This is a genomic window from Limibacter armeniacum (assembly GCF_036880985.1).
Classification (GTDB): Bacteria; Bacteroidota; Bacteroidia; order Cytophagales; family Flammeovirgaceae; genus Limibacter; species Limibacter armeniacum.
In genome coordinates this window covers 1093601-1112294 of record NZ_JBAJNO010000008.1, presented here as the reverse complement: position 1 = coordinate 1112294, position 18694 = coordinate 1093601, and the positions used below count along the sequence as shown (strand labels likewise).

Here is an 18694-nt window from a genome sequence, read left to right as displayed (position 1 = left end):
ACATGGCCTATAACAAATATGCTTTCAGACTGTACCCCATTGTGCTGCTCTTGTTTTTTTATTTCAAACCATCAACCTCTAAAGCACAGGACCTCAAGTTATTTGAAATTTCCATTTCTCCTATTTCCATTCCACTCACTCCCAGTTTAAGTTTCAACAGGAAATTCAATCAGTCATATTCACTTCACTACAACGTTAATGAAACTTTCACCTTGGGTTTTAGATATGGTCGAAACAGGCACAAGGATATATACACTGTTCAAAAAGCCAGTAACTTTATTCTTACTGTGAATGAAAACAATAACCTAGCAATTGATGAAGGTGCCATAGTTTTCACTACCGCTCCTGAAGAAAACATCATTTATTTGGTAAACACTTATAGCTTGATATTCAGGTATAACTTCGAAAGGTTCAGGAAAATCTATCCCTACACCTGTTTAGTGGTTTCCTACAATCAGCGCAGGACAGAAATTGAACCTTTTTTAAACGTGTCCACATTCGGAGGGGATGCTTACCTAAACAGTCTCCGAAATGCCCAATATGGTTATGCCACTACAGCTCCAGGAATCACTTCCTCAGAGATTGTAGAGGTTCCTTTCAAGCAACATGTAGATAAGGTTTCCCTAGGTTTGATGGGAGGAATTGTTTGGAACATCAACCGTAAGTTTGCTATGTATGGCAGTATCTTCTTTTCTGACATTATAAATAGAGTCAGCTTTCCCAATACACAGGAGGTTACATTTTTCACCAAAACAGGACCTGATGCCCAAGCTTTCGCTGAGCGTATTACTTTGCCAAATAAGGAGGAAGAGACCTCATTTCGAGACCCCAATAATGAGAACGCTATTGCTTATTTCAACCAAGGCATCTCAGAAGTGAATAGAGTCATCATCATCACCATCGAGTTGGGGTTGACCTATAAATTTCTATACAAAAGGGAATAAATAATGGTCGATCTTATTTGGAATGAGTTATATCAACATTAATCCTCAAAAAATCCTATATCTTGTATCCTGTTTATGACAAAAAATAACAATCAACAGTTACCACACTGAATATGAACAAAAAACAGCTTTTAACTAGTGCCATACTAATAGGATCAACAATTTTAGGCGGCTGCCAACAGGCTGAAAAGCCACAATACAAAGATTATGACCAAATGCCTGTTTACAAAGGCACAGACCTTGGCATAACATACCACCCAGATGCCACTGCTTTTAAATTATGGTCACCGGCTGCTGAAGAGGTCAAGGTAAACCTTTATGACAATGACCTAGGCGGAAAGCCAACTAAAACCTACACACTTGAAAAAGGGGAACAGGACGTTTGGAGTCTTAGCATAAATGAAGACCTCAAAGGCAAGTACTATACATTTGAGGTAAAGTCAGAAGGTAAATGGCTCAATGAGACACCTGGAATCTATGCAAAAGCGGTAGGTACCAATGGTCTGAGAGGCATGATTGTAGATATGGCATCCACCAACCCTGAAGGGTGGGAAAATGATACACGACCTCCACTTAAGAATATCAATGACATTATCTTATATGAGTTGCATGTAAGGGATATCACCATTTCTGAAAATGCCGGAAGCCAATATCCAGGTAAGTTTTTGGGGCTAGCAGAAAGTGGCCTAAAAGGTCCAGAAGGAGTCTCTACAGGTTTGGATCACATTGCAGAAATGGGTGTTACTCACGTCCATATTCTACCAGCTTTCGATTACAAGACTATTGACGAAAGCAAGTTGGACCAACCACAATACAACTGGGGCTACGACCCCCAAAATTACAATGTTCCTGAAGGCTCCTATTCTACTGACCCTGCTGATGGTGCTGTTAGAATCAAAGAGTTTAAGCAAATGGTCAAGGCTATGCATGACAAAGGGCTAAGAGTAGTACTGGACGTCGTTTATAACCATACTTTTGATAGAGACAGAGCTTACTTCAATCAGGAATTACCAGGGTATTACTATCGCCATTGGGAAGATGGCAAATACTCAGATGCTTCTGCCTGTGGCAATGAGACTGCTTCAGACAGAGCCATGATGCGTAAGTACATGATTGAGTCGGTTCTCTATTGGGCAAAAGAATATCATTTGGATGGTTTCCGTTTTGACCTAATGGGAATTCATGACATTGAGACCATGAATCAGCTTACAGCGGCACTCAAGGAAGTTGACCCAAGTATTTATGTATATGGAGAAGGATGGACCGCTAGTGACAGTCCATTGCCTGTAGAAAAACGTGCCCTCAAAGCACATATGCCACAAATGGGTCAGGTAGCAGCCTTTTCAGATGATATGCGTGATGCCATTAAGGGGCATTGGTCTGAAGAGAAAGGCAAAGGCTTTGTATCGGGCAAGGAAGGTACAGCTGAAAGTGTCAAGTTCGGGATTGTTGCCTCTACACAGCACCCTGATGTCAACTATGCAGCAGTGAATTACTCCAAAGAGCCTTGGGCTAACGAACCTGCTCAGACCATCAACTACGTATCCTGCCATGATAACCACACACTGTATGACAAGCTGAAGGTTTCAAATGAGGAGGCTTCGGAAGAAGAAATCAAGAAAATGCATAAGCTTTCAAACGCTATTGTGTTAACCTCTCAAGGTATTCCATTCCTACATGCAGGTGTTGAAATGATGAGAACCAAATTCGGCGTAGAAAATTCATACAACAGTCCTGATTCTATCAACCGCATTCGCTGGGAGTGGAAAGTTGAAAACAAAGATGTAGTAGATTACTACAAGGGACTGATCGCAGTACGCAAGGCACACCCTGCCTTCAGAATGCCTACTGCTGAAATGATTCAAAAGCATTTGAAGTTTATGTCTTTCAAAAACCCTTTGACAGTAGGTTATACCATAGAAGGACATGCCAATGGAGATAAGGCAGAACAAATCATGGTCATCTTTAATGGTAACAAAGGCCCTCAAAACCTGAATGTTCCCAAAGGACGTTGGTTGGTGATTGTGGATGACAAGAAAGCCGATCCTACAGGAGTTAGACGTTTGGAAGGTGGTAACATCACTGTTCCGGGAAGAACAGCACTGGTAATGGTCAAATAAGCATTTATAAGACAAAAAATAAGCAGTAACCTTGATGCTTTTCAGCTTGAAGGTTACTGCTTTTTTGTTTGACTAATCTTTAATTAGAAGCCAATTTCTTTCTTTGCTTTCATAAAGTTTATTACTCCGTAAGCAATAGCGCCCAGCATAGGAGGCACCATAAATGCGATAGCCGCGATACCTAGAACTTCCATTTTTTGGATGATGTTTGGTTGTTGAAAAAAATATTTTTCCGATCTATTTAATAAGTAACAGGATATTAAAATTCTGCTACTGATTATGGACACAGTCCTAATATTTGCAGCAATTTTAGCTAAATAATCGTAAAAAGGAAAGCATGTCTCCAATTATCGTAGTTGCTTTTCCATTTGACCTGTTCTGTAGCCCTCCCTTTAAGAACCCAACAAACAGATTGTTATTCCAATTTTCATTAACAATTCAATAGATTATTGTAGTTAATTTATCAACATGTTCCACAATGTTTCACAAAAAGTTACCAACAGTGTGAGTAAGTTGTTGATAACTATGAAAAAACACCTCTAACTGCCTTTAATCGCATATTCAACGCTATAGATTTAATATATCATAAAGTTATCAACAAAGAAAAGTAACATGCTTCTCCACTGTTAACAACCTAGTTATCAACATTATTCACAGCGTTATCAACATAAATATCTGTATAATAAATTGTACTTCTTTTAAACCAAAAAAGAAGATTTTTATGCATTCGGTTTCAGACGGAAGATATCCTGCACTTCACTTGGCAAAACTTCCAACACATTTGAAACCGTCAAACTCACCAGTACCGCCTCAGCGTCTTCCTGTGAGATCTTGGCCTTCTCTGAAAACTCTTTCAGCGTAACCCTCTCATGCTCGTCCAAGTACCTCAATACCCACTGCTCATTGACTCCGTAACTGAATCCCTGTATCAACTCTCTCCTGCTTTCTTTCAGGATATTCCTGACAACCTTACTCATCTGTACACTTTTGTCAGCAACTCTGATATAAGCCTTTCCCCTACCTGTCTTGAGGTTATATGCCAAAAACACGGGTTTTTGAGTACTCTCTTTTATCTCCAATACCAGTACATGAATGTTTCTATTCAACGGAACCTTATGAACAGTATAGTGAACTGATGGCTTGCAACGCTTTCGGATTTCTTCCTCCAGAATATAGAGCTCTCCTTCAGGTTCCCTCACGCCATCTATTTTCCCATCATCACTGACCCCTACAATCAGGTACCCACCTGTAGCATTGGCAAAAGCCACTACCTCTTTTGTGATTTTCAGTGGATCTGCCACTTTTTTCTTAAACTCAATATGAGTTCCCTCTCCGCTGTTGACCAGCCTTCTTAATTCTGATAGTTCCACTTCTCATCAATATTTTTAGCTGTACACACATGTTACCAACAGTAACAAATTGTGTAACAGGTTTAAGCCAAAAATGTCTTTCCACAGCCTAATAATATTGCAACATTTACTATCAACTCAACTCTTCCCAAAAATGGCAATATCAAGAAAGGCAAGGTCGTAAAATACTACAGAAATGATCTAATTAACAAAAAAGCTTCGCAGACCTAATTGTCTGCGAAGCTTCTATATCCTTGATTCTATCCTGTTTCAAGCCTTATGATTTGAGCACAAGGATCTCTTCAATATTTCTACCTAATCCGTCATAGTCCAAGCCATATCCAACAACAAACCTTGGATCAATCTCAAAACCAACATAATCCACTTGAACATCAACCTTCAAAGCCTCCGGCTTAAACAGCAAGGAAACTACTTTCACTGAAGCTGGCTCAAATTGGTTTACTTCTTCCAGTAACTTCTTCATTGTACGACCACTGTCAACAATGTCTTCTACAATCAGTACATGCTTACCTTTTACATTGTCTGTAAAACCGATAAGCTCTCTGACTACTCCTGTACTTTCAGTGGCTTCATAAGACGCATAGCGCACAAACTGTACCTCAGCAGGCATGGCAATTTCTTTAGCCAAGTCTGATGTAAACATAAAGGATCCATTCAGAACGCCAATAATGACTAGCTCCTCCCCCTTATATACATCCGTGATCTGCTCACCCAGTTCCTTTACACGCTTCGCTATCTCTTCCTTACTAATAAAAGGTACAAATTCTTTATTCCAGATTTTCATTATGGTTCGTATTTACAGAAGTACTGCTATTTTGTGGTTTTGTAGTGAACACACCCTCATGATGTATTCTTATTATTAAAGATACGGGATATGCATTACAGTTCCATCTTAGACAAAATGATTTATAAACTGTTTGGCACAACCCTAGAATCTTATGATAGTTATCAGCAGCAATGGATGCTAACTTATAACGAAGCCTGCAAAGCTAAAGGATCATTAAAAAAACTGCTATGGAATTTTGTTACTAAAGTTAAATATTTTTGGTTTGCCCCTCTGAAATCACTTTTTAACAAAGAAAATCAAGGATATTGACACTCCTATTGTCACACTTACTCTCCTGCACACATGTATTGGTTTACTATTGTCATTTCTGCGCTGGCTATTCTCTCCGCTCAGATATCTCCTGAAAACGTCCCGTTCAGTACTTGGCTGACGCTCGCACTACCTGCTGTTGTACTGCTTCAGAGCGGACTTGCTACATGGTGGATTTTCAACCGCAAATGGCAAAAAGCCATCCCTTCTATCCTGATGCTTACTTATGGAGCACACTTCATCAATGCCTTTGTTGGCACTGGAGTACCATCTACCAAAAAGACTGACCTCTCTGTATTGAGTTACAACGTTCAGGTTTTCAATGTTTACAAGCACCTAAACAATGACTTTCAGGAAAGTGAAGCTATTCTACAGTTTCTAGAGAACGATCAAAGCGATATCAAATGTTTTCAAGAGTTTTACAATCAGGATCGAAATGGGAAAAACCAACCAGAAGGGCTATTCAGAACAATTGAAAGACTTCAAAAAAATGGTTACAACGCTCATGCAGTACCGATTACCACCAACCATATGGGCGATCAATTTGGTCTCGCCATCTTCAGCCGATTTCCCATCACCAACACAGGAAAGATCCAACTACCCTATACAAAAGGCACATCCAATGGAGCTATTTATGCAGATGTTCAGATAGGTAAAGAAACAGTCAGAATCATAAATACTCACCTACACTCAATGGTGTTTAGCGAGGACCGCAACATTCAACATGCGGGTATTTTTATGAAAGCTTGGCGAATGCTAACCAAGTACCGAAAAAGTCAATCCAGAAGGGCTGAACAAGTCAATATCCTATATAAGTTTATACAGGAAAGCCCTTACCGCACAATCCTTTGTGGAGATTTCAATGATACACCTTTCAGTTATCCCTATCAGAGAATCAGGTCAATCCTAAAAAATGCTTTTGAAGAAAAAGGAATTGGCCTTGGCTTCACCCTGAACCACTCTAAGCTTTTCTTCCTTAGATTAGACAACCAGTTTTACAGTAAAGGGCTACAAACCAACAATTTCAACACTCTTCAAGTACCCTATTCTGATCACTTCCCGATCAAAGGCAATTACCGATTGGTAAACAGGTAGGCAACACTGAATTTAAAAATAGCGGGTATTTTTTGTGTAAAATTCATTTTCAATCATTAAAATTGAATACAGGAACGATAAAGCTAGAAACATAAACCCCATACATAGATATGTCTGAACAAAAAGAACAGAACCTGTTTTCTGATTTCCTTAATAATATAGAGAAACACATCAGCAACCTTGTTAACCTTGAAGTCAAAACAATTGTCAGTGACTATGAGGTGGATGGCAATAATGTTACAAGAAAAGAAGAGGCAGATGTAAAAGTGATCAGCAGTTCCATGAACCTGATTCAGGGAGATGTAACGACGCATGTCAGTGAAGGACTTATTGACGATAAATACACTTGGTTAAGAGAGTTTCACTCTAGAAAAGAGGAGCAGGGACATATGATCATTGAAGGAAATGTGAAGGCCCTTTATTCACTATTTGAGCTTTATCAGAATGCTCAAAACCTGAAAGAGAACAAGCCTATCACAGCACAGAAACAGGACAGCAACAGCCCTTACTGGCCTAGTTATGACGCGATCTAACCAATACTTCATACCAAGAAGAAAAAGATAAGATACAACCTCAAGACCTCCTTGGCCTAGACCTTGGAGGTCTTGCGCTTACCCCCCTGCAAGATGGACCAATACCTGAAGAATTTAGCTGGAGAACTACTCAACCTTGAAGTCAACACGATCATCAAGGAAAATACGACTGGAGCCAAGATGCCTTCCAATAAAAGGGTAGCACTACTTGAAATTGCCAACGAATACAGACACCTGTTGATAGAATATGGACTTTGCCAAAAAGCGGATGGTCGTCCTCCACAACAAGCCAAAGATGGTAGACCCAAGACACTCCTCCGCTGGGAAGGTGCCGGTGAGTATTCATTTGTAGAAATTAAGCAGCAAGCTGCTGCTGGCAAGCAATACTATGAAGGTGTCGTGCCCATGCTTCAAGACGACAATGCAAAAGATGTCCTTAAAAAAAGGATCAGACTGCTAGCCCGAATCGAAAGCCAAAGCAGTAACATTATTGGTATATTCAAAATTCGCCGCAAACGTTTCAGTGAACAGATAGAACTGGCTCAAGAAGGGTTTTCCTCACAGGCTACACTGCCTGCCGAGACCTCCAATGAACTGTTGCCGTTTACCTCTCAGCTTTCTTCTCACTTGTGGAACAACGATCTTTCTTTAAGGGACATCAACAAGGTGGAAGACATGGATCTTGCTCCTGACAACATCACCGTAATCCGAAAAGCTTGGGAAATCGGCACACAGCAAATATTGCTGCAAACAGTCATTCAGATTGACGGGGATGTCACCAATTACATGACCAATCACTTTATCAGTTTACCTGAGGACATCAGAAGCATTGCTTTGAACCTGCATAATGACGCTACTAATGAGGCTACCAAGCAATGGAGCACACTCTTTAAAACTGTGTCTCAATTGGCAGGCAAAGCATTGGGTCAACTATTTGGCAAAAACTAAGTGGGTCAATGGAGAAGCGAAAGTGGCAATCATTAAAAACCTTTACTCTGACCAAGGTTAAAGGTATTTCAAATGCAAAAAGGCAAATGCGCAATACCTCTCCTGCCTTTTTCAAAATGCAATGGCAATCCTTTCAGGAACGTATTGGTGAAGTAAAAGTAATGGGAGAACTGAAAAACCGGTTTCCTGTTCCTTTGCGTGGCTATCGTATTATCCGAACCATGATGACTGAGGGCTGTTATGAAATCGAGACTGCCTTCTCTTATAAAAATGACAGGGCTACCGCTGAAGTGTTTACATTCTCGACGCTTATTCAACCTGATGCCGACATCATTAACCTTCTGCCAGACTATAAAAAACATTGGGGAGATGCGGCATTTAGAGAAGCTTATACGTCGTTCCAAAAAATCCATTTCAAAAAGCTTCAGGATTTTGTCAGTATTTTTCAAAGTACCAGCAACAGTTGGGATCGTGTATTGGATACTATGCTAATAGGTGCCCATCTCCTTCCTCCCTCTTATGCATTACTGACAAACCTTTCTGCGGAAAGTGGTATGGTGAGCACAGGTGTCAGCGCTATTTCATGGTGGTTATCAAAAGAATACCTAAAACCTACAGCCTCTCAGCTTTTTTACAATACAGCAAGATGGGGATTATCCTATTTCATGAATAAACAAAGGAAGAAGAAGCACCAGCCTACTCTTCTTCGTCAACACCGCCAATAACTACTTCAATACTGGTGGTATTTTCTGCTGAAAACAACCCTAACGCCTTGATATCATCCGCATCAGCTTTCACATTGGAAGGAGGGTTCTCAGGAACTGCCTGCGAGGGGCTTCCCGCATCTGAAAGGAGTTTCAGACTATTGTAATACTCAAAAGAGTCTTCAGACAACGACCTTAATTTTACAGATACACTATCGCCATCAGAGAATGCATAAGGAATTTCATACACCAGTAGCCTTCCATCCTTTCCATTATCACTCTCTAACATGATACCTACATCAGGCAATAAGCTTAGGTTAAAACCATTTAAAAATGCTTCCACCCGATAGTAGTCAGACCTGATAGGCGTATCCTGAAAAAGCAGAGAGATATAATACCCTTCATCTCTGAAATCATCTCTACCATCTTCAACAAAATTAACCATCACGGTATCCAAGACTGGCTGAGGTTGCATCTGTGACGTTGCTACATAAGAAACACCTTCGGTCACGGCACTTAATATATAGCTCCTACCCGGTACAGGTTCAAAGTTTTTGGAAATTGGAATATACCAACCGGGAAACTGTTCCCTGAAAAGATATTCTACATCTTTCCCATCTTCCTTCAAACGTACTGACGCCTCCTGAATAACTGGTATTGGTTCAGCAGATGAAAAAGCTGTAGTTCGCGTAAGACGAACGTAAGAAGTATCATTTCCTATTTGCGCATCCACTACCACCACCGGATCAATTGTAATCAGGTCTGGGTTTACCAGTTTTTCACAGGAACAAAAAACTGACAAAGTGGATAGTAAAAGGATATAGAACAACAGGTTTTTCATCTGTATCAAGCTAGAATCTGAAATTGTATGAGAATGCCGGCAATATACTAAACAAGTAAAGCTTTACGACTTCTGTTCTTGTCGGGTCTTCTACACTTTGTCTAAATACATAAGCAAAGGTATTTTTGCGTGCATATACATTGTAGATCGAAAAGTTGAAGTTACTTTCATTCTTTTTGTCCGGTGACATCTTTCTGAAAATCGTGCAGGAAAGATCCAAATGGTGAGTTGCTGGTAATCTGAAACCATTTCGACCTGAATAAACAGGCACTTGAAAATCCCCTACACCATACTTTCCGACAGGGAATGTATAAGCCAAACCAGAAGCAAATGACCAACTGGCAGTTAAGTTAAGCTGTTCACTTATTTTGTAATCCATGACCAGAGAGAAATTATGGGTCCGGTCAAAGTTGGTTGGGTAGGCTACCCCTTCATTAATCCCTTCAATCTGTCTCGTTGCTGAAGACCATGTATAACTGGTCCACCCAGTAAACTTACCTTTCTGTTTTCGAAGCAAGAATTCCAATCCATAAGCTTCTCCTTCTCCAATCAGTACATCTGTCTCTACATGGTCTGTAATTGTGGAACCAGAGTTTGGTTTAAAGTCAATCTGGTTATCCATATTCTTATAATATCCACCCAAGGTCAATTCCAGCGACTTATTGTTCAACAATCGTGTGTAAGCAAAAGATGTCTGATTCCCTATTTGAGGAGGAATATACTTATCTGCCGGAATCCAGAAACCTGATGTCGGAGTTGGTATTGAAGACACCGCTAGTTGATGCAAGTACTGCCTTGTCCTGTCATAAGCTACCTTGAAAGAATTGTTGTCATCAATCAGGTAATTCATTGCCAGTCGAGGTTCAAATCCTTGATGGGTATTGATAATCTCGCTGGAATTCGCATTGAATAAGGTATCTACAATATTCGCTTCAGATGTTCCTGGCGCTACGATATCTTCAGTATCATAAATGTACTCTCTTCTCTTGGAGAAAGAATCAAAACGGGAATACCTCAAGCCATACCTCACACGTAACTTTGGAGTCAATTCATGTTCAAGATTAGCATAAAATGCTGATTCCAATGCCCTGACTGGGCGGGCATCTTCTGCTTCGAGCAAGGTATTTTCTGATACGGGCGTAATTTCACCAAATGTGTAATAATGGAAAGTGATATCCGCTCCAAAATCAAATGTAAACTTAGGCGCAATGAAGTAGGTAAAGTCCTGAGTGATTCCAGCATCCTGAAGGCTGTAAGTCGTTTGGTAACCATAGTCTTCTACATAATTCAGGAGTGACGTTGCCTTATAGTCTGTATACCACAAGTTTGTATTACTGAAAAGCTTAGGATTTATCACCTTACGCCACCTCAGTGATAATGAATTATTTCCCCAGTCACTCGTTTGGATATCACGGATACCAAACTTGTCTCTGCCGGAGTAGAACGACAGGTTTAGCTTATCATTTTTGCCCAATGTATGTGTTACCTTGAAATTTATATCATAGAAATTCAACACATTGGTTGCTGAATTGCCACTATTATAACCACCTCCCGGAAACAACAAATCCAGATAAGTTCTTCTTGCAGAAAGAATGTAAGATGATTTATTCTGAACAAGAGGACCTTCCAGCATAACCCTGCCAGCAATAGTGCCTATTCCACCAGCTACACTAAACTTATTCTTGTTTCCTTCTTTCAGTCGTACATCCAGCACTGAGGATAGCCTTCCACCATATTTAGGTGGAATACCCGACTTGTAAAGCTCCACATCCTTTAATGCATCCGAATTGAAAATAGAGTATAGCCCTAATAAGTGAGATACATTATAGATAGGTGTATCGTCCACCAAGACAAGGTTCTGATCTGTACCACCTCCCCTGATAGAAAAACCCGCAGCTCCTTCGGATTGAGTTTGTACACCTGGCATCATTTGGAGAGCCCTTACTACATCAGCCTCACCTAAAAGCATGGGCATCTGACGGACTGAAAGTGGGTTTATTCTCGTTGAACTGTGCAAACGTTGTAAGTCTTCCCCGTTCACTTCGTCGCTTCCAATGACCACTACTTCCTTCAACTCCTGCTGTTCAGGCGTCAAATACTGGCTGATCCCTCGGTTTTCCAGTAAGTTGATTGTCAACTCTCGCTTTCCGTAACCAACAGTACTGAAAACCAATGTATAGTTACCTTCAGGTAATGACAAGGAATAAAAACCGTGGTCATTCGCCACCGTACCACTCAAAAGGTCTTTAATATAGATCGTGGTTCCAATCAGTTCTTCTCCGGTCTCTTCATCAAAGATAGTCCCACTAATGGTGTATCTTTTCAACTTTTGCCCTGCCCTTGAATCAAAAGGCTGCCTAACGACCTTGATCATCACATCCTGACCGTCTAACTCATAGGCAAGAAAACGCCCATCGAACATTTCATCCAATGCAGCAGTAATAGGCTCATTCCGCAAGTCAATGGTAACTCTGGTGATCAATGGAATATTATCATCACTATAAATGAAGTTGAGGTTGGCAACTTTGGAAAGCGTGTCAATTAGAGCCGGATATGATTCTTCAATCATCCGAAAGGTATAAAGCTGCTGATCAGCTTTTTGCCCAAAGGAAAAAGTGAATCCTGCGATCCAGATAAAAAATATGAGTAATATCTTTAGGATATGTTGGTCAAAAAAGCGCATATACACCAGCCAGTCAGTTACATTCTCACCACAATAATACAAATCAGGCAACAAAAAACACCTTTTGCTGCCTGATTCTGATTTATTCAGCCATCAATGAGGTAAGTGCCTTATTCAATTCTGTCTCTTTCTTTTGCCGTTCGAGCACAGATGGTTTTGCCGCCCTGACCGAACAGTCGGAAGCAGGACAACGTTCGCATGTTTCGTTTACAAACTCCACTTTCAATTTCTCCGATCTCCAGAACTTGAATCGTTGCTTAAAGGCATCATTCATCAAGAACCCTATCGTGATACTAGTATGCGTTTTTTCAGTAGAAGGTGAAGGCGTAGGCCTTGCTATACTGATACAAAAATACTCTTTCCCTGAAGTAATATATCTTGAAATCTGAGCTGAACAAACCACAGCATTTGAGTCACCTCCTTGTGCAAGATGCTCTTCAAGTTGTTGAAACACTTTAAGAGAAACCCACCTTCTGCAATAATGTTCACTCAAAACTGTACCATGAGGGCTGTGTAACCCATCAAGATGCAATTCTTTGGTCAAAAGGTACTGATTTTCACCAGGCATATGGTCCAGTCTCAGGAAAAACAGCTTATTCAACTCAAAGTTTTTCGGCAACATACTCGTCAACCTGTGAATATAGGTTTCTGGAGAGGCTTTTCTAAACCTCATCTTTTCAACAAAAGTCTCAGCCCTGAATTCATCTGCATTGAGAATTTCATTCAAGTCCTCAACCAGCATTGCTTCCGGTAACGCCACAGCTCCTGCGAAATAAGTAGCCTTATAATCGTTTAGCAATACATCAAAAGAAGCTACCTTCAACCATGAATATGTATTGGAACGTTCTTCCAGCTCCATTAGGTGGTAAGCAATCTCACGAGTAAAAATAAAGCAACGCTGCCTTTCATTCAGGTTCTTGTTGACAAGCAGCAGCTTTTTCCCTCCTTCTTCTTTCAGCACTGAGCGGAAACTGTTCAAGACTTCCTCTTGTCCTAGCTTTTCCTCATCAATTGCATAACCACATTCCTTTTGAAGATACTCACGCAGCACTTCACCCTTACTCCGCTCTCCACTTAGAAACTCCTCTCGGAAAGAGTCGGCCAAACGCTCAATCTCTTCAAAATAGTTGTCGTGCATCTCCTGATAAGACCTTAGCACAGAGAAGTAAAGACTCTCCACTGTCAAGGCATAGTTTCGAGAGATCTCCACAATAGTATTGACAAATGCACTCAGTTTAGCCGGTGCATCAGACATTAGCTCTATCAGGTTTCTAGGCTCAATACCGAAAACGTCAAGCGGAAGCTCATGTAAGATATCAGACGTCAGCAGATCTGATAGCGCACCAAGTTTTTTGGAAATTTTCAATGATACTAATTGATCATATGAAACACCCAATGCCCCTGACAATGCCAGAATCTTGCTTCTTTTCGGGTACTTTTTCCCTTTCTCAATCTCATTCAGGTATGATACGGACATATCTGCCTTTTTAGCCAGTTCAGACAAGGACATCTGCAACTCCTGTCGCTTCATCCTTACCTTCAGCCCTAAAATCAAACGTATATTTTCCTCCCTTATCACTTGTTTGTTGGTATTATGCGTGTTGATACTGCCAGTCACAGCTGATAAAAAATTGCTGAAATAGCACAAATTAGATTTTTCCGGAATAAGACGTGACCAGCTTGGTTAGTACAGTAAGTTGACCATTAGATTGGCTTAGCTTGTTTTCAGTGGTAAAAAAACAGGTTTTGCCGCTTTGCTCTCATTCCAGCGAGCATCTTATCTCAGCAATGCTGATACTTGGTTTTTCTGTAAAAATATCACTTAAATACTAATTTCCATTACGTATTGAGCAAAATTACGCCATAAAGCGAAATTTCGCTTTGAGTTATAAATCTGTTTAATTATGTTTGCAATATATTCCTAAGAATAGAATTCTAATCACCTCTTATTATTCATATAAAGGTGCTTAACGCTGTCAATCAGACATTTAATTTTTCGTTTTCAAAAAAAAGCTACCTTATTTTTAAGGTAGCCTTTTTTATGCCCATTGGGCAAATTTTCGCTGAAAGGGTAAATAGTTGTATTTGTTACTAATTTTTTAAGGGAGTAAAACCTGATAAAGGTAATCGTTAGCAGCAACTGAGAAATTACTTTTCAACACACTTATGAAATCACGGAGACCACTACACTACATATCAATACAAGTGCTCCTGCTACGCCAACTGCAAACATTCCATACCCTACTATATCGCGGGCAATATCAGCTTTACTCAGGACGATACTTTTCTGTCGAGCCTGCTTGATTTTAAACCAAAATGAGTTTTCATCTTCGGTTGCTTGCTCTTCTCCTTGGAAAAATGCATCCACGACCATGTCAAAATCTTCCCTCAATTCATCATCTACACTCAGTCGGACAAGAAACTCTCTTTTTTCCTTCGGATTCATTGAATCATTCAAGTATCTTTCAATCAGGACGATATTCCGTAGGCTAAATTGTTCAATTGTCTTCATTATTTGGTTTATTTATACTGTTCGTGCAATTATTTTGGGAGTGATCTCGTGATAGTATTGACTTATCACTCCTGTGTTGTTTATGTGTGCTTTGGGTTTTCAGACAAAACACTTACACGCCCAATCAGAAAGATTATGTAGCTAATCTGTATGATGTAATGAAAGTGTTTAATCCTAATTAAAAATATACACAGGTTCTTGGTCTATTTCAAGACATATTACGAAACAGATATATTTATTAAGAATTTAATCGTTAATTAAATAATTATTGGAAAAGTGCTATTTTTAAAACAATAGGCAGCTTTTTTGGTGATAACAACTATTCCAAAAAGCGTTTTAGCTAGCTAATCCAAAACTATTTATCTTTAAACCAAACTTTTTCACCAATCATGTCTCTATTCAGCAAGAAAAAAACATCTGAACCTGAATTCAACGATACTTCATTGGTGCTGAATCACGACAAAAGTATTCTGCATTTGAACCTGCATCCGGAACAGGTAGCTGATACAGTAATTACAGTGAGTGATCTGGGAAATGTACACTTGGTCAGCAACCTGTTTGACAGGGTTGAGCACGAAGTGGTTCGCAGGGAATTCGCTACGCATACAGGACTTTACAAAGGTACTCCCATCACTGTCATTTCAACAGGTATGGGTATTGACAATATTGAAATCCTGCTAAATGAGTTAGATACCTTGGTCAACACCAACCTAGAGACTAAGAGACAGCGTGACTCATTAAGAAAGCTAAACCTGATCCGTATCGGTACACTTACTAGCCTTCAGGAAGACATCCCTGTAGGCAGTCACTTCGTCAATGAATATGCCATAGGGCTGGACAACCTGATGAAGTTTTATGAGTGGGAAATGAGCGACAAGGAAAAGAACATCTGCAACCTGCTCAAATCAGAAGTAGCACTACCCGAAACACCTTACTGTTCCTTTGGTGATGAGAGTTTGCTTCAAAAGGCTGGAACTGGAATTCAGAAAGGCAACATTGTAACGATGCCAGGGTATTATGCTCCCCAAGGAAGGCAGCTCCGGTACAAGGTAAGTTTTCCACATTTACAGACAGAGTTGGCAAGATTCAACAAGGAAAACTTCTGGATTTCTGCCATGGACATGGAAACTTCTGCTTTCTATGCCATTTCACGTCTGCTTGGGCACAATGCAATGTCGGCTGGTATCATCACGTCAAATCTGGTAACTGGCAACACAGCTATCAATCCAAATAAGTCACTCGAGCCTATGATAGAAAAACTACTCCGTAACCTTACTCATAAAAGTAAGACCAAGTAGTCTTCCGTATTTTTGATATACACCTAACGACTTCAGGCATTTGGAGTCGTTCTTTTTTTGTGGCTTCTTATTTTGAGATTCAATAAACGGCTGCCTATTCAAAAGAAATATTAAATTTGCAATCACTTATAGAAAGTGTGTTAGAGACAAAAATCGCAAACTACCACATTCAAAATCGGATATAACCATTCACTTTTGGTGTATAAGTGGCTAACAAGTTTGCCGCATTGCACCTTTGATAAACATAAACTCAGCATGAAAAAACTGATCTATAAAGCACTGACATTTTTTTCGCTTACAGGCGTCGCACTTACAAGTTGCCAATCTACCTCATCTGAGGACTATACGCAGCAAGCGAAAGCCAAAATGGATCTTGGAAAATACAGAGAAGCCATTTCACTGACTGACGAAGCTCTGAAGATTGATGCGAACAATCACGATGCTATGAATGTAAAAGGCGTGGCTTATTTCCTGTTAGATGAAAACAGCAAAGCGCTAAATACTTTCACGGAGGCTATCGACTTAGATTCCACTCAGTACAAATACTACTACAACAGAGGAAACGTACAGCGCAAACTAAGTAACCATAAGGCTGCCATTGAAGATTACCGCAGTGCCATTACGATTGACAACTCCCAATATGAGGCATTCCTAAATAAAGCTTTAGCAGAAGTAGCAGATGGTGATGCAAACGAAGCTATGGAAGACTTCAACAAAGCGGAAGAACTGTCAAATGGGAAAGACAAACTGGTATTCCTGCATAGAGCAAGACTTAAAATGGTTAAGCTGGATTTCAACAACGCTGTAGCTGACCTCGAAAAAGCCATTGCCTTAGACAAAGAATATGGTGAGGCTTACTACTACTTAGCCCTGTCCAAATCAGGACTGAAGGGTGATCCGGATGAAGAAATCTGTTCACTGCTTAGAAAAGCCAATAACCTTGGTGTAAATGAAGCTGCCGATGCACTGGCAAAATACTGTCAATAAAACCGAGCTTCTGAGAACTGTACAGTCAAAACCTTTATTCTAAAGAGACACTTTATTGCCTGATTAAAGGTTTTGATTGACAGAATTCAAAATTATTTCCACTTTTATATAAAGTGATACGATCATCAACAGGATTTACACAACCACATGAAGTCCAATAATAGTTCATTATCCAATCATAGCTCTGTCAAAATATTTGCGGCTGAAGATAATCCGGTATTTTCAAAAATGTTGGAATACCTGCTTACTTTGGACCCTACTCATGATGTCCGCCTTTTTTCTACAGGTCGGGAGCTGATTGATGCATTGGATGAGAAACCCTCCATTATTACACTGGACTATACCCTGCCTGATGTAACAGGAGAATTGGTATTGAAGCGCATCAAACAGATGCATCCAAGGATGCCTGTAATTATTATCTCAGGACAGAGTGATGTGAAAGCTGCTGTTGACCTTTTTAAGATTGGGGTATTTGACTATATATCCAAAGATGATGAAGATCTTCGTGAAAGGTTACTGAATAGCATCAATAATGCGAAACAGAATATTGAACTTGCTCAAGAGGTAGAGACACTAAGAGAAAAACTTCAGGACAAGTACGAGTTCAGCAAAACCATTATTGGTATCAGCCAGCCTATGCAAAAAATCTTCAGCATGCTGCAAAAGACTGTCAACAACAACATTACTGTTTCGATCACCGGAGAAACTGGTACCGGTAAAGAGGTTGTAGCAAAAGCTATCCACTTTAACTCGTCCAGAAAAAATGGTCCTTTTATCGCTGTCAATATTGCAGCCATTCCTGAACCTCTTCTCGAAAGTGAACTTTTCGGTCATGAGAAAGGTGCCTTTACCGGCGCCATGTCAAGACGAATCGGTAAGTTCGAAGAAGCCAACAAAGGCACTATTTTCTTGGATGAAATTGGAGAAATGGATATCAATCTCCAAGCAAAACTGCTTAGGGTCATTCAGGAAAGAGAAGTATCTCGAATTGGTAGCAATGCACCTATCAAGTTGGATGTAAGGATCATTACTGCTACACACCGTGACTTGGTACAGGAAGTGAAAAATGGCAACTTCAGAGAAGACCTTTACTACCGCCTGTTAGGTTTACCGATTTACCTTCCGCCTCTTCGTGAGCGTGGCAGCGATATATTACTCATCAGCCAACACCTGATCAAGCAGTTTGCTGAAGAAAACCGTATGGAAAACCTTACGCTCTCCAAAGATGCCCAAACCAAACTGATGCATTATCACTTCCCGGGCAACATCAGGGAGCTAAAAGCAGTTATTGAATTGGCAGCAGTTATGAGTGGTGGTGGTGAGATCACAGCAGAAGACATACAGTTTAACAGCATCAACCAAGATGACCAGCTACTTCAAAAAGAAATGACCATGAGGGAGTATACCTTCGCCATTGTCAAAATGCTAATGGACAAATACAACAACAATGTCATTCAGGTAGCTGACATTCTTCAGGTTGGAAAGTCTACTATTTACCGTTATTTAAAAGAAATGGAATCTATACCCAATGATTAAAACATAATTCTTCAATCCAGAACTTTA

The 18694-nt window shown here is 40.1% G+C and carries 15 protein-coding genes; 9 read left to right on the top strand and 6 right to left on the bottom strand.

Features of this window, described 5'->3' with window-relative positions; all coding sequences use genetic code 11:
- Positions 1 to 2 precede the first annotated feature (2 nt).
- Both V6R21_RS10395 and pulA read left to right on the top strand, forming a co-directional pair.
- On the top strand, positions 3 to 944 hold the full coding sequence (locus tag V6R21_RS10395; RefSeq protein WP_334243441.1) for a hypothetical protein: 942 nt from the start codon (positions 3 to 5) through the stop codon (positions 942 to 944).
- Between the two features lie 113 nt (positions 945 to 1057).
- Positions 1058 to 3064 (top strand): type I pullulanase, encoded by a 2007-nt coding sequence (gene pulA, locus V6R21_RS10390; protein WP_334243439.1) that lies wholly within the window; start codon positions 1058 to 1060, stop codon positions 3062 to 3064.
- Between the two features lie 719 nt (positions 3065 to 3783).
- Here the strand turns inward: pulA and V6R21_RS10385 are convergent.
- Together V6R21_RS10385 and hpt are read right to left on the bottom strand one after the other, a co-directional pair.
- Positions 3784 to 4434 (bottom strand): AlbA family DNA-binding domain-containing protein, encoded by a 651-nt coding sequence (locus tag V6R21_RS10385; RefSeq protein ID WP_334243436.1) that lies wholly within the window; start codon positions 4432 to 4434, stop codon positions 3784 to 3786.
- A 256-nt stretch (positions 4435 to 4690) separates the two neighbouring features.
- On the bottom strand, positions 4691 to 5218 hold the full coding sequence (hpt, locus tag V6R21_RS10380) for a hypoxanthine phosphoribosyltransferase (RefSeq protein WP_334243434.1): 528 nt from the start codon (positions 5216 to 5218) through the stop codon (positions 4691 to 4693).
- A gap of 345 nt (positions 5219 to 5563) precedes the next feature.
- Between hpt and V6R21_RS10375 the strand changes: the two genes are divergently transcribed.
- The 4 genes from V6R21_RS10375 (at position 5564) to V6R21_RS10360 (ending at position 8831) form a co-directional block, all read left to right on the top strand.
- Positions 5564 to 6625, top strand: coding sequence for an endonuclease/exonuclease/phosphatase family protein (locus tag V6R21_RS10375; protein WP_334243432.1), 1062 nt, complete (start codon positions 5564 to 5566; stop codon positions 6623 to 6625).
- A 110-nt stretch (positions 6626 to 6735) separates the two neighbouring features.
- Positions 6736 to 7158 carry a hypothetical protein gene (locus V6R21_RS10370; protein ID WP_334243430.1) on the top strand — a complete coding sequence of 141 codons (423 nt, stop codon included), beginning with the start codon at positions 6736 to 6738 and terminating at the stop codon, positions 7156 to 7158.
- 93 nt (positions 7159 to 7251) lie between these two features.
- A complete protein-coding gene (locus tag V6R21_RS10365; protein WP_334243428.1) occupies positions 7252 to 8106 on the top strand; it encodes a hypothetical protein in 855 nt (284 codons plus the stop codon).
- An 8-nt stretch (positions 8107 to 8114) separates the two neighbouring features.
- On the top strand, positions 8115 to 8831 hold the full coding sequence (locus V6R21_RS10360; protein ID WP_334243426.1) for a hypothetical protein: 717 nt from the start codon (positions 8115 to 8117) through the stop codon (positions 8829 to 8831).
- Here the strand turns inward: V6R21_RS10360 and V6R21_RS10355 are convergent.
- The 4 genes from V6R21_RS10355 to V6R21_RS10340 all read right to left on the bottom strand — a co-directional run bounded on the left by V6R21_RS10355 (position 8803) and on the right by V6R21_RS10340 (position 14846).
- Positions 8803 to 9651 carry a DUF4249 domain-containing protein gene (locus V6R21_RS10355; protein ID WP_334243424.1) on the bottom strand — a complete coding sequence of 283 codons (849 nt, stop codon included), beginning with the start codon at positions 9649 to 9651 and terminating at the stop codon, positions 8803 to 8805. The genes V6R21_RS10360 and V6R21_RS10355 overlap by 29 nt on opposite strands.
- Before the next feature lie 10 nt (positions 9652 to 9661).
- On the bottom strand, positions 9662 to 12334 hold the full coding sequence (locus V6R21_RS10350; RefSeq protein WP_334243423.1) for a TonB-dependent receptor: 2673 nt from the start codon (positions 12332 to 12334) through the stop codon (positions 9662 to 9664).
- Positions 12335 to 12416: 82 nt separating this feature from the next.
- On the bottom strand, positions 12417 to 13952 hold the full coding sequence (locus V6R21_RS10345; protein WP_334243420.1) for a helix-turn-helix domain-containing protein: 1536 nt from the start codon (positions 13950 to 13952) through the stop codon (positions 12417 to 12419).
- Between the two features lie 546 nt (positions 13953 to 14498).
- A complete protein-coding gene (locus V6R21_RS10340) occupies positions 14499 to 14846 on the bottom strand; it encodes a hypothetical protein (protein WP_334243418.1) in 348 nt (115 codons plus the stop codon).
- Positions 14847 to 15235: 389 nt separating this feature from the next.
- Between V6R21_RS10340 and V6R21_RS10335 the strand changes: the two genes are divergently transcribed.
- The 3 genes from V6R21_RS10335 to V6R21_RS10325 all read left to right on the top strand — a co-directional run bounded on the left by V6R21_RS10335 (position 15236) and on the right by V6R21_RS10325 (position 18667).
- The gene (locus V6R21_RS10335) at positions 15236 to 16144 is read left to right on the top strand and encodes a nucleoside phosphorylase (RefSeq protein WP_334243416.1); all 909 of its coding nucleotides are present in this window, start codon (positions 15236 to 15238) and stop codon (positions 16142 to 16144) included.
- Between the two features lie 255 nt (positions 16145 to 16399).
- Complete coding sequence (locus V6R21_RS10330; protein WP_334243413.1) at positions 16400 to 17131, top strand: tetratricopeptide repeat protein; 732 nt, start codon at positions 16400 to 16402, stop codon at positions 17129 to 17131.
- 147 nt (positions 17132 to 17278) lie between these two features.
- The gene (locus V6R21_RS10325; RefSeq protein ID WP_334243411.1) at positions 17279 to 18667 is read left to right on the top strand and encodes a sigma-54-dependent transcriptional regulator; all 1389 of its coding nucleotides are present in this window, start codon (positions 17279 to 17281) and stop codon (positions 18665 to 18667) included.
- Positions 18668 to 18694: the final 27 nt, after the last annotated feature.

What these genes read in the sequence shown, in the direction of transcription:
- V6R21_RS10325 (WP_334243411.1), top strand. Translation starts at nt 17,279, where the DNA reads ATGAAGTCCAATAATAGTTCATTATCCAATCATAGCTCTGTCAAAATA.
- V6R21_RS10335 (WP_334243416.1), top strand. Translation starts at nt 15,236, where the DNA reads ATGTCTCTATTCAGCAAGAAAAAAACATCTGAACCTGAATTCAACGAT.
- V6R21_RS10365 (WP_334243428.1), top strand. Translation starts at nt 7,252, where the DNA reads ATGGACCAATACCTGAAGAATTTAGCTGGAGAACTACTCAACCTTGAA.
- V6R21_RS10330 (WP_334243413.1), top strand. Translation starts at nt 16,400, where the DNA reads ATGAAAAAACTGATCTATAAAGCACTGACATTTTTTTCGCTTACAGGC.
- V6R21_RS10350 (WP_334243423.1), bottom strand. Translation starts at nt 12,334, where the DNA reads ATGCGCTTTTTTGACCAACATATCCTAAAGATATTACTCATATTTTTT.
- pulA (WP_334243439.1), top strand. Translation starts at nt 1,058, where the DNA reads ATGAACAAAAAACAGCTTTTAACTAGTGCCATACTAATAGGATCAACA.
- hpt (WP_334243434.1), bottom strand. Translation starts at nt 5,218, where the DNA reads ATGAAAATCTGGAATAAAGAATTTGTACCTTTTATTAGTAAGGAAGAG.
- V6R21_RS10340 (WP_334243418.1), bottom strand. Translation starts at nt 14,846, where the DNA reads ATGAAGACAATTGAACAATTTAGCCTACGGAATATCGTCCTGATTGAA.
- V6R21_RS10370 (WP_334243430.1), top strand. Translation starts at nt 6,736, where the DNA reads ATGTCTGAACAAAAAGAACAGAACCTGTTTTCTGATTTCCTTAATAAT.
- V6R21_RS10355 (WP_334243424.1), bottom strand. Translation starts at nt 9,651, where the DNA reads ATGAAAAACCTGTTGTTCTATATCCTTTTACTATCCACTTTGTCAGTT.
- V6R21_RS10375 (WP_334243432.1), top strand. Translation starts at nt 5,564, where the DNA reads ATGTATTGGTTTACTATTGTCATTTCTGCGCTGGCTATTCTCTCCGCT.
- V6R21_RS10360 (WP_334243426.1), top strand. Translation starts at nt 8,115, where the DNA reads ATGGAGAAGCGAAAGTGGCAATCATTAAAAACCTTTACTCTGACCAAG.
- V6R21_RS10395 (WP_334243441.1), top strand. Translation starts at nt 3, where the DNA reads ATGGCCTATAACAAATATGCTTTCAGACTGTACCCCATTGTGCTGCTC.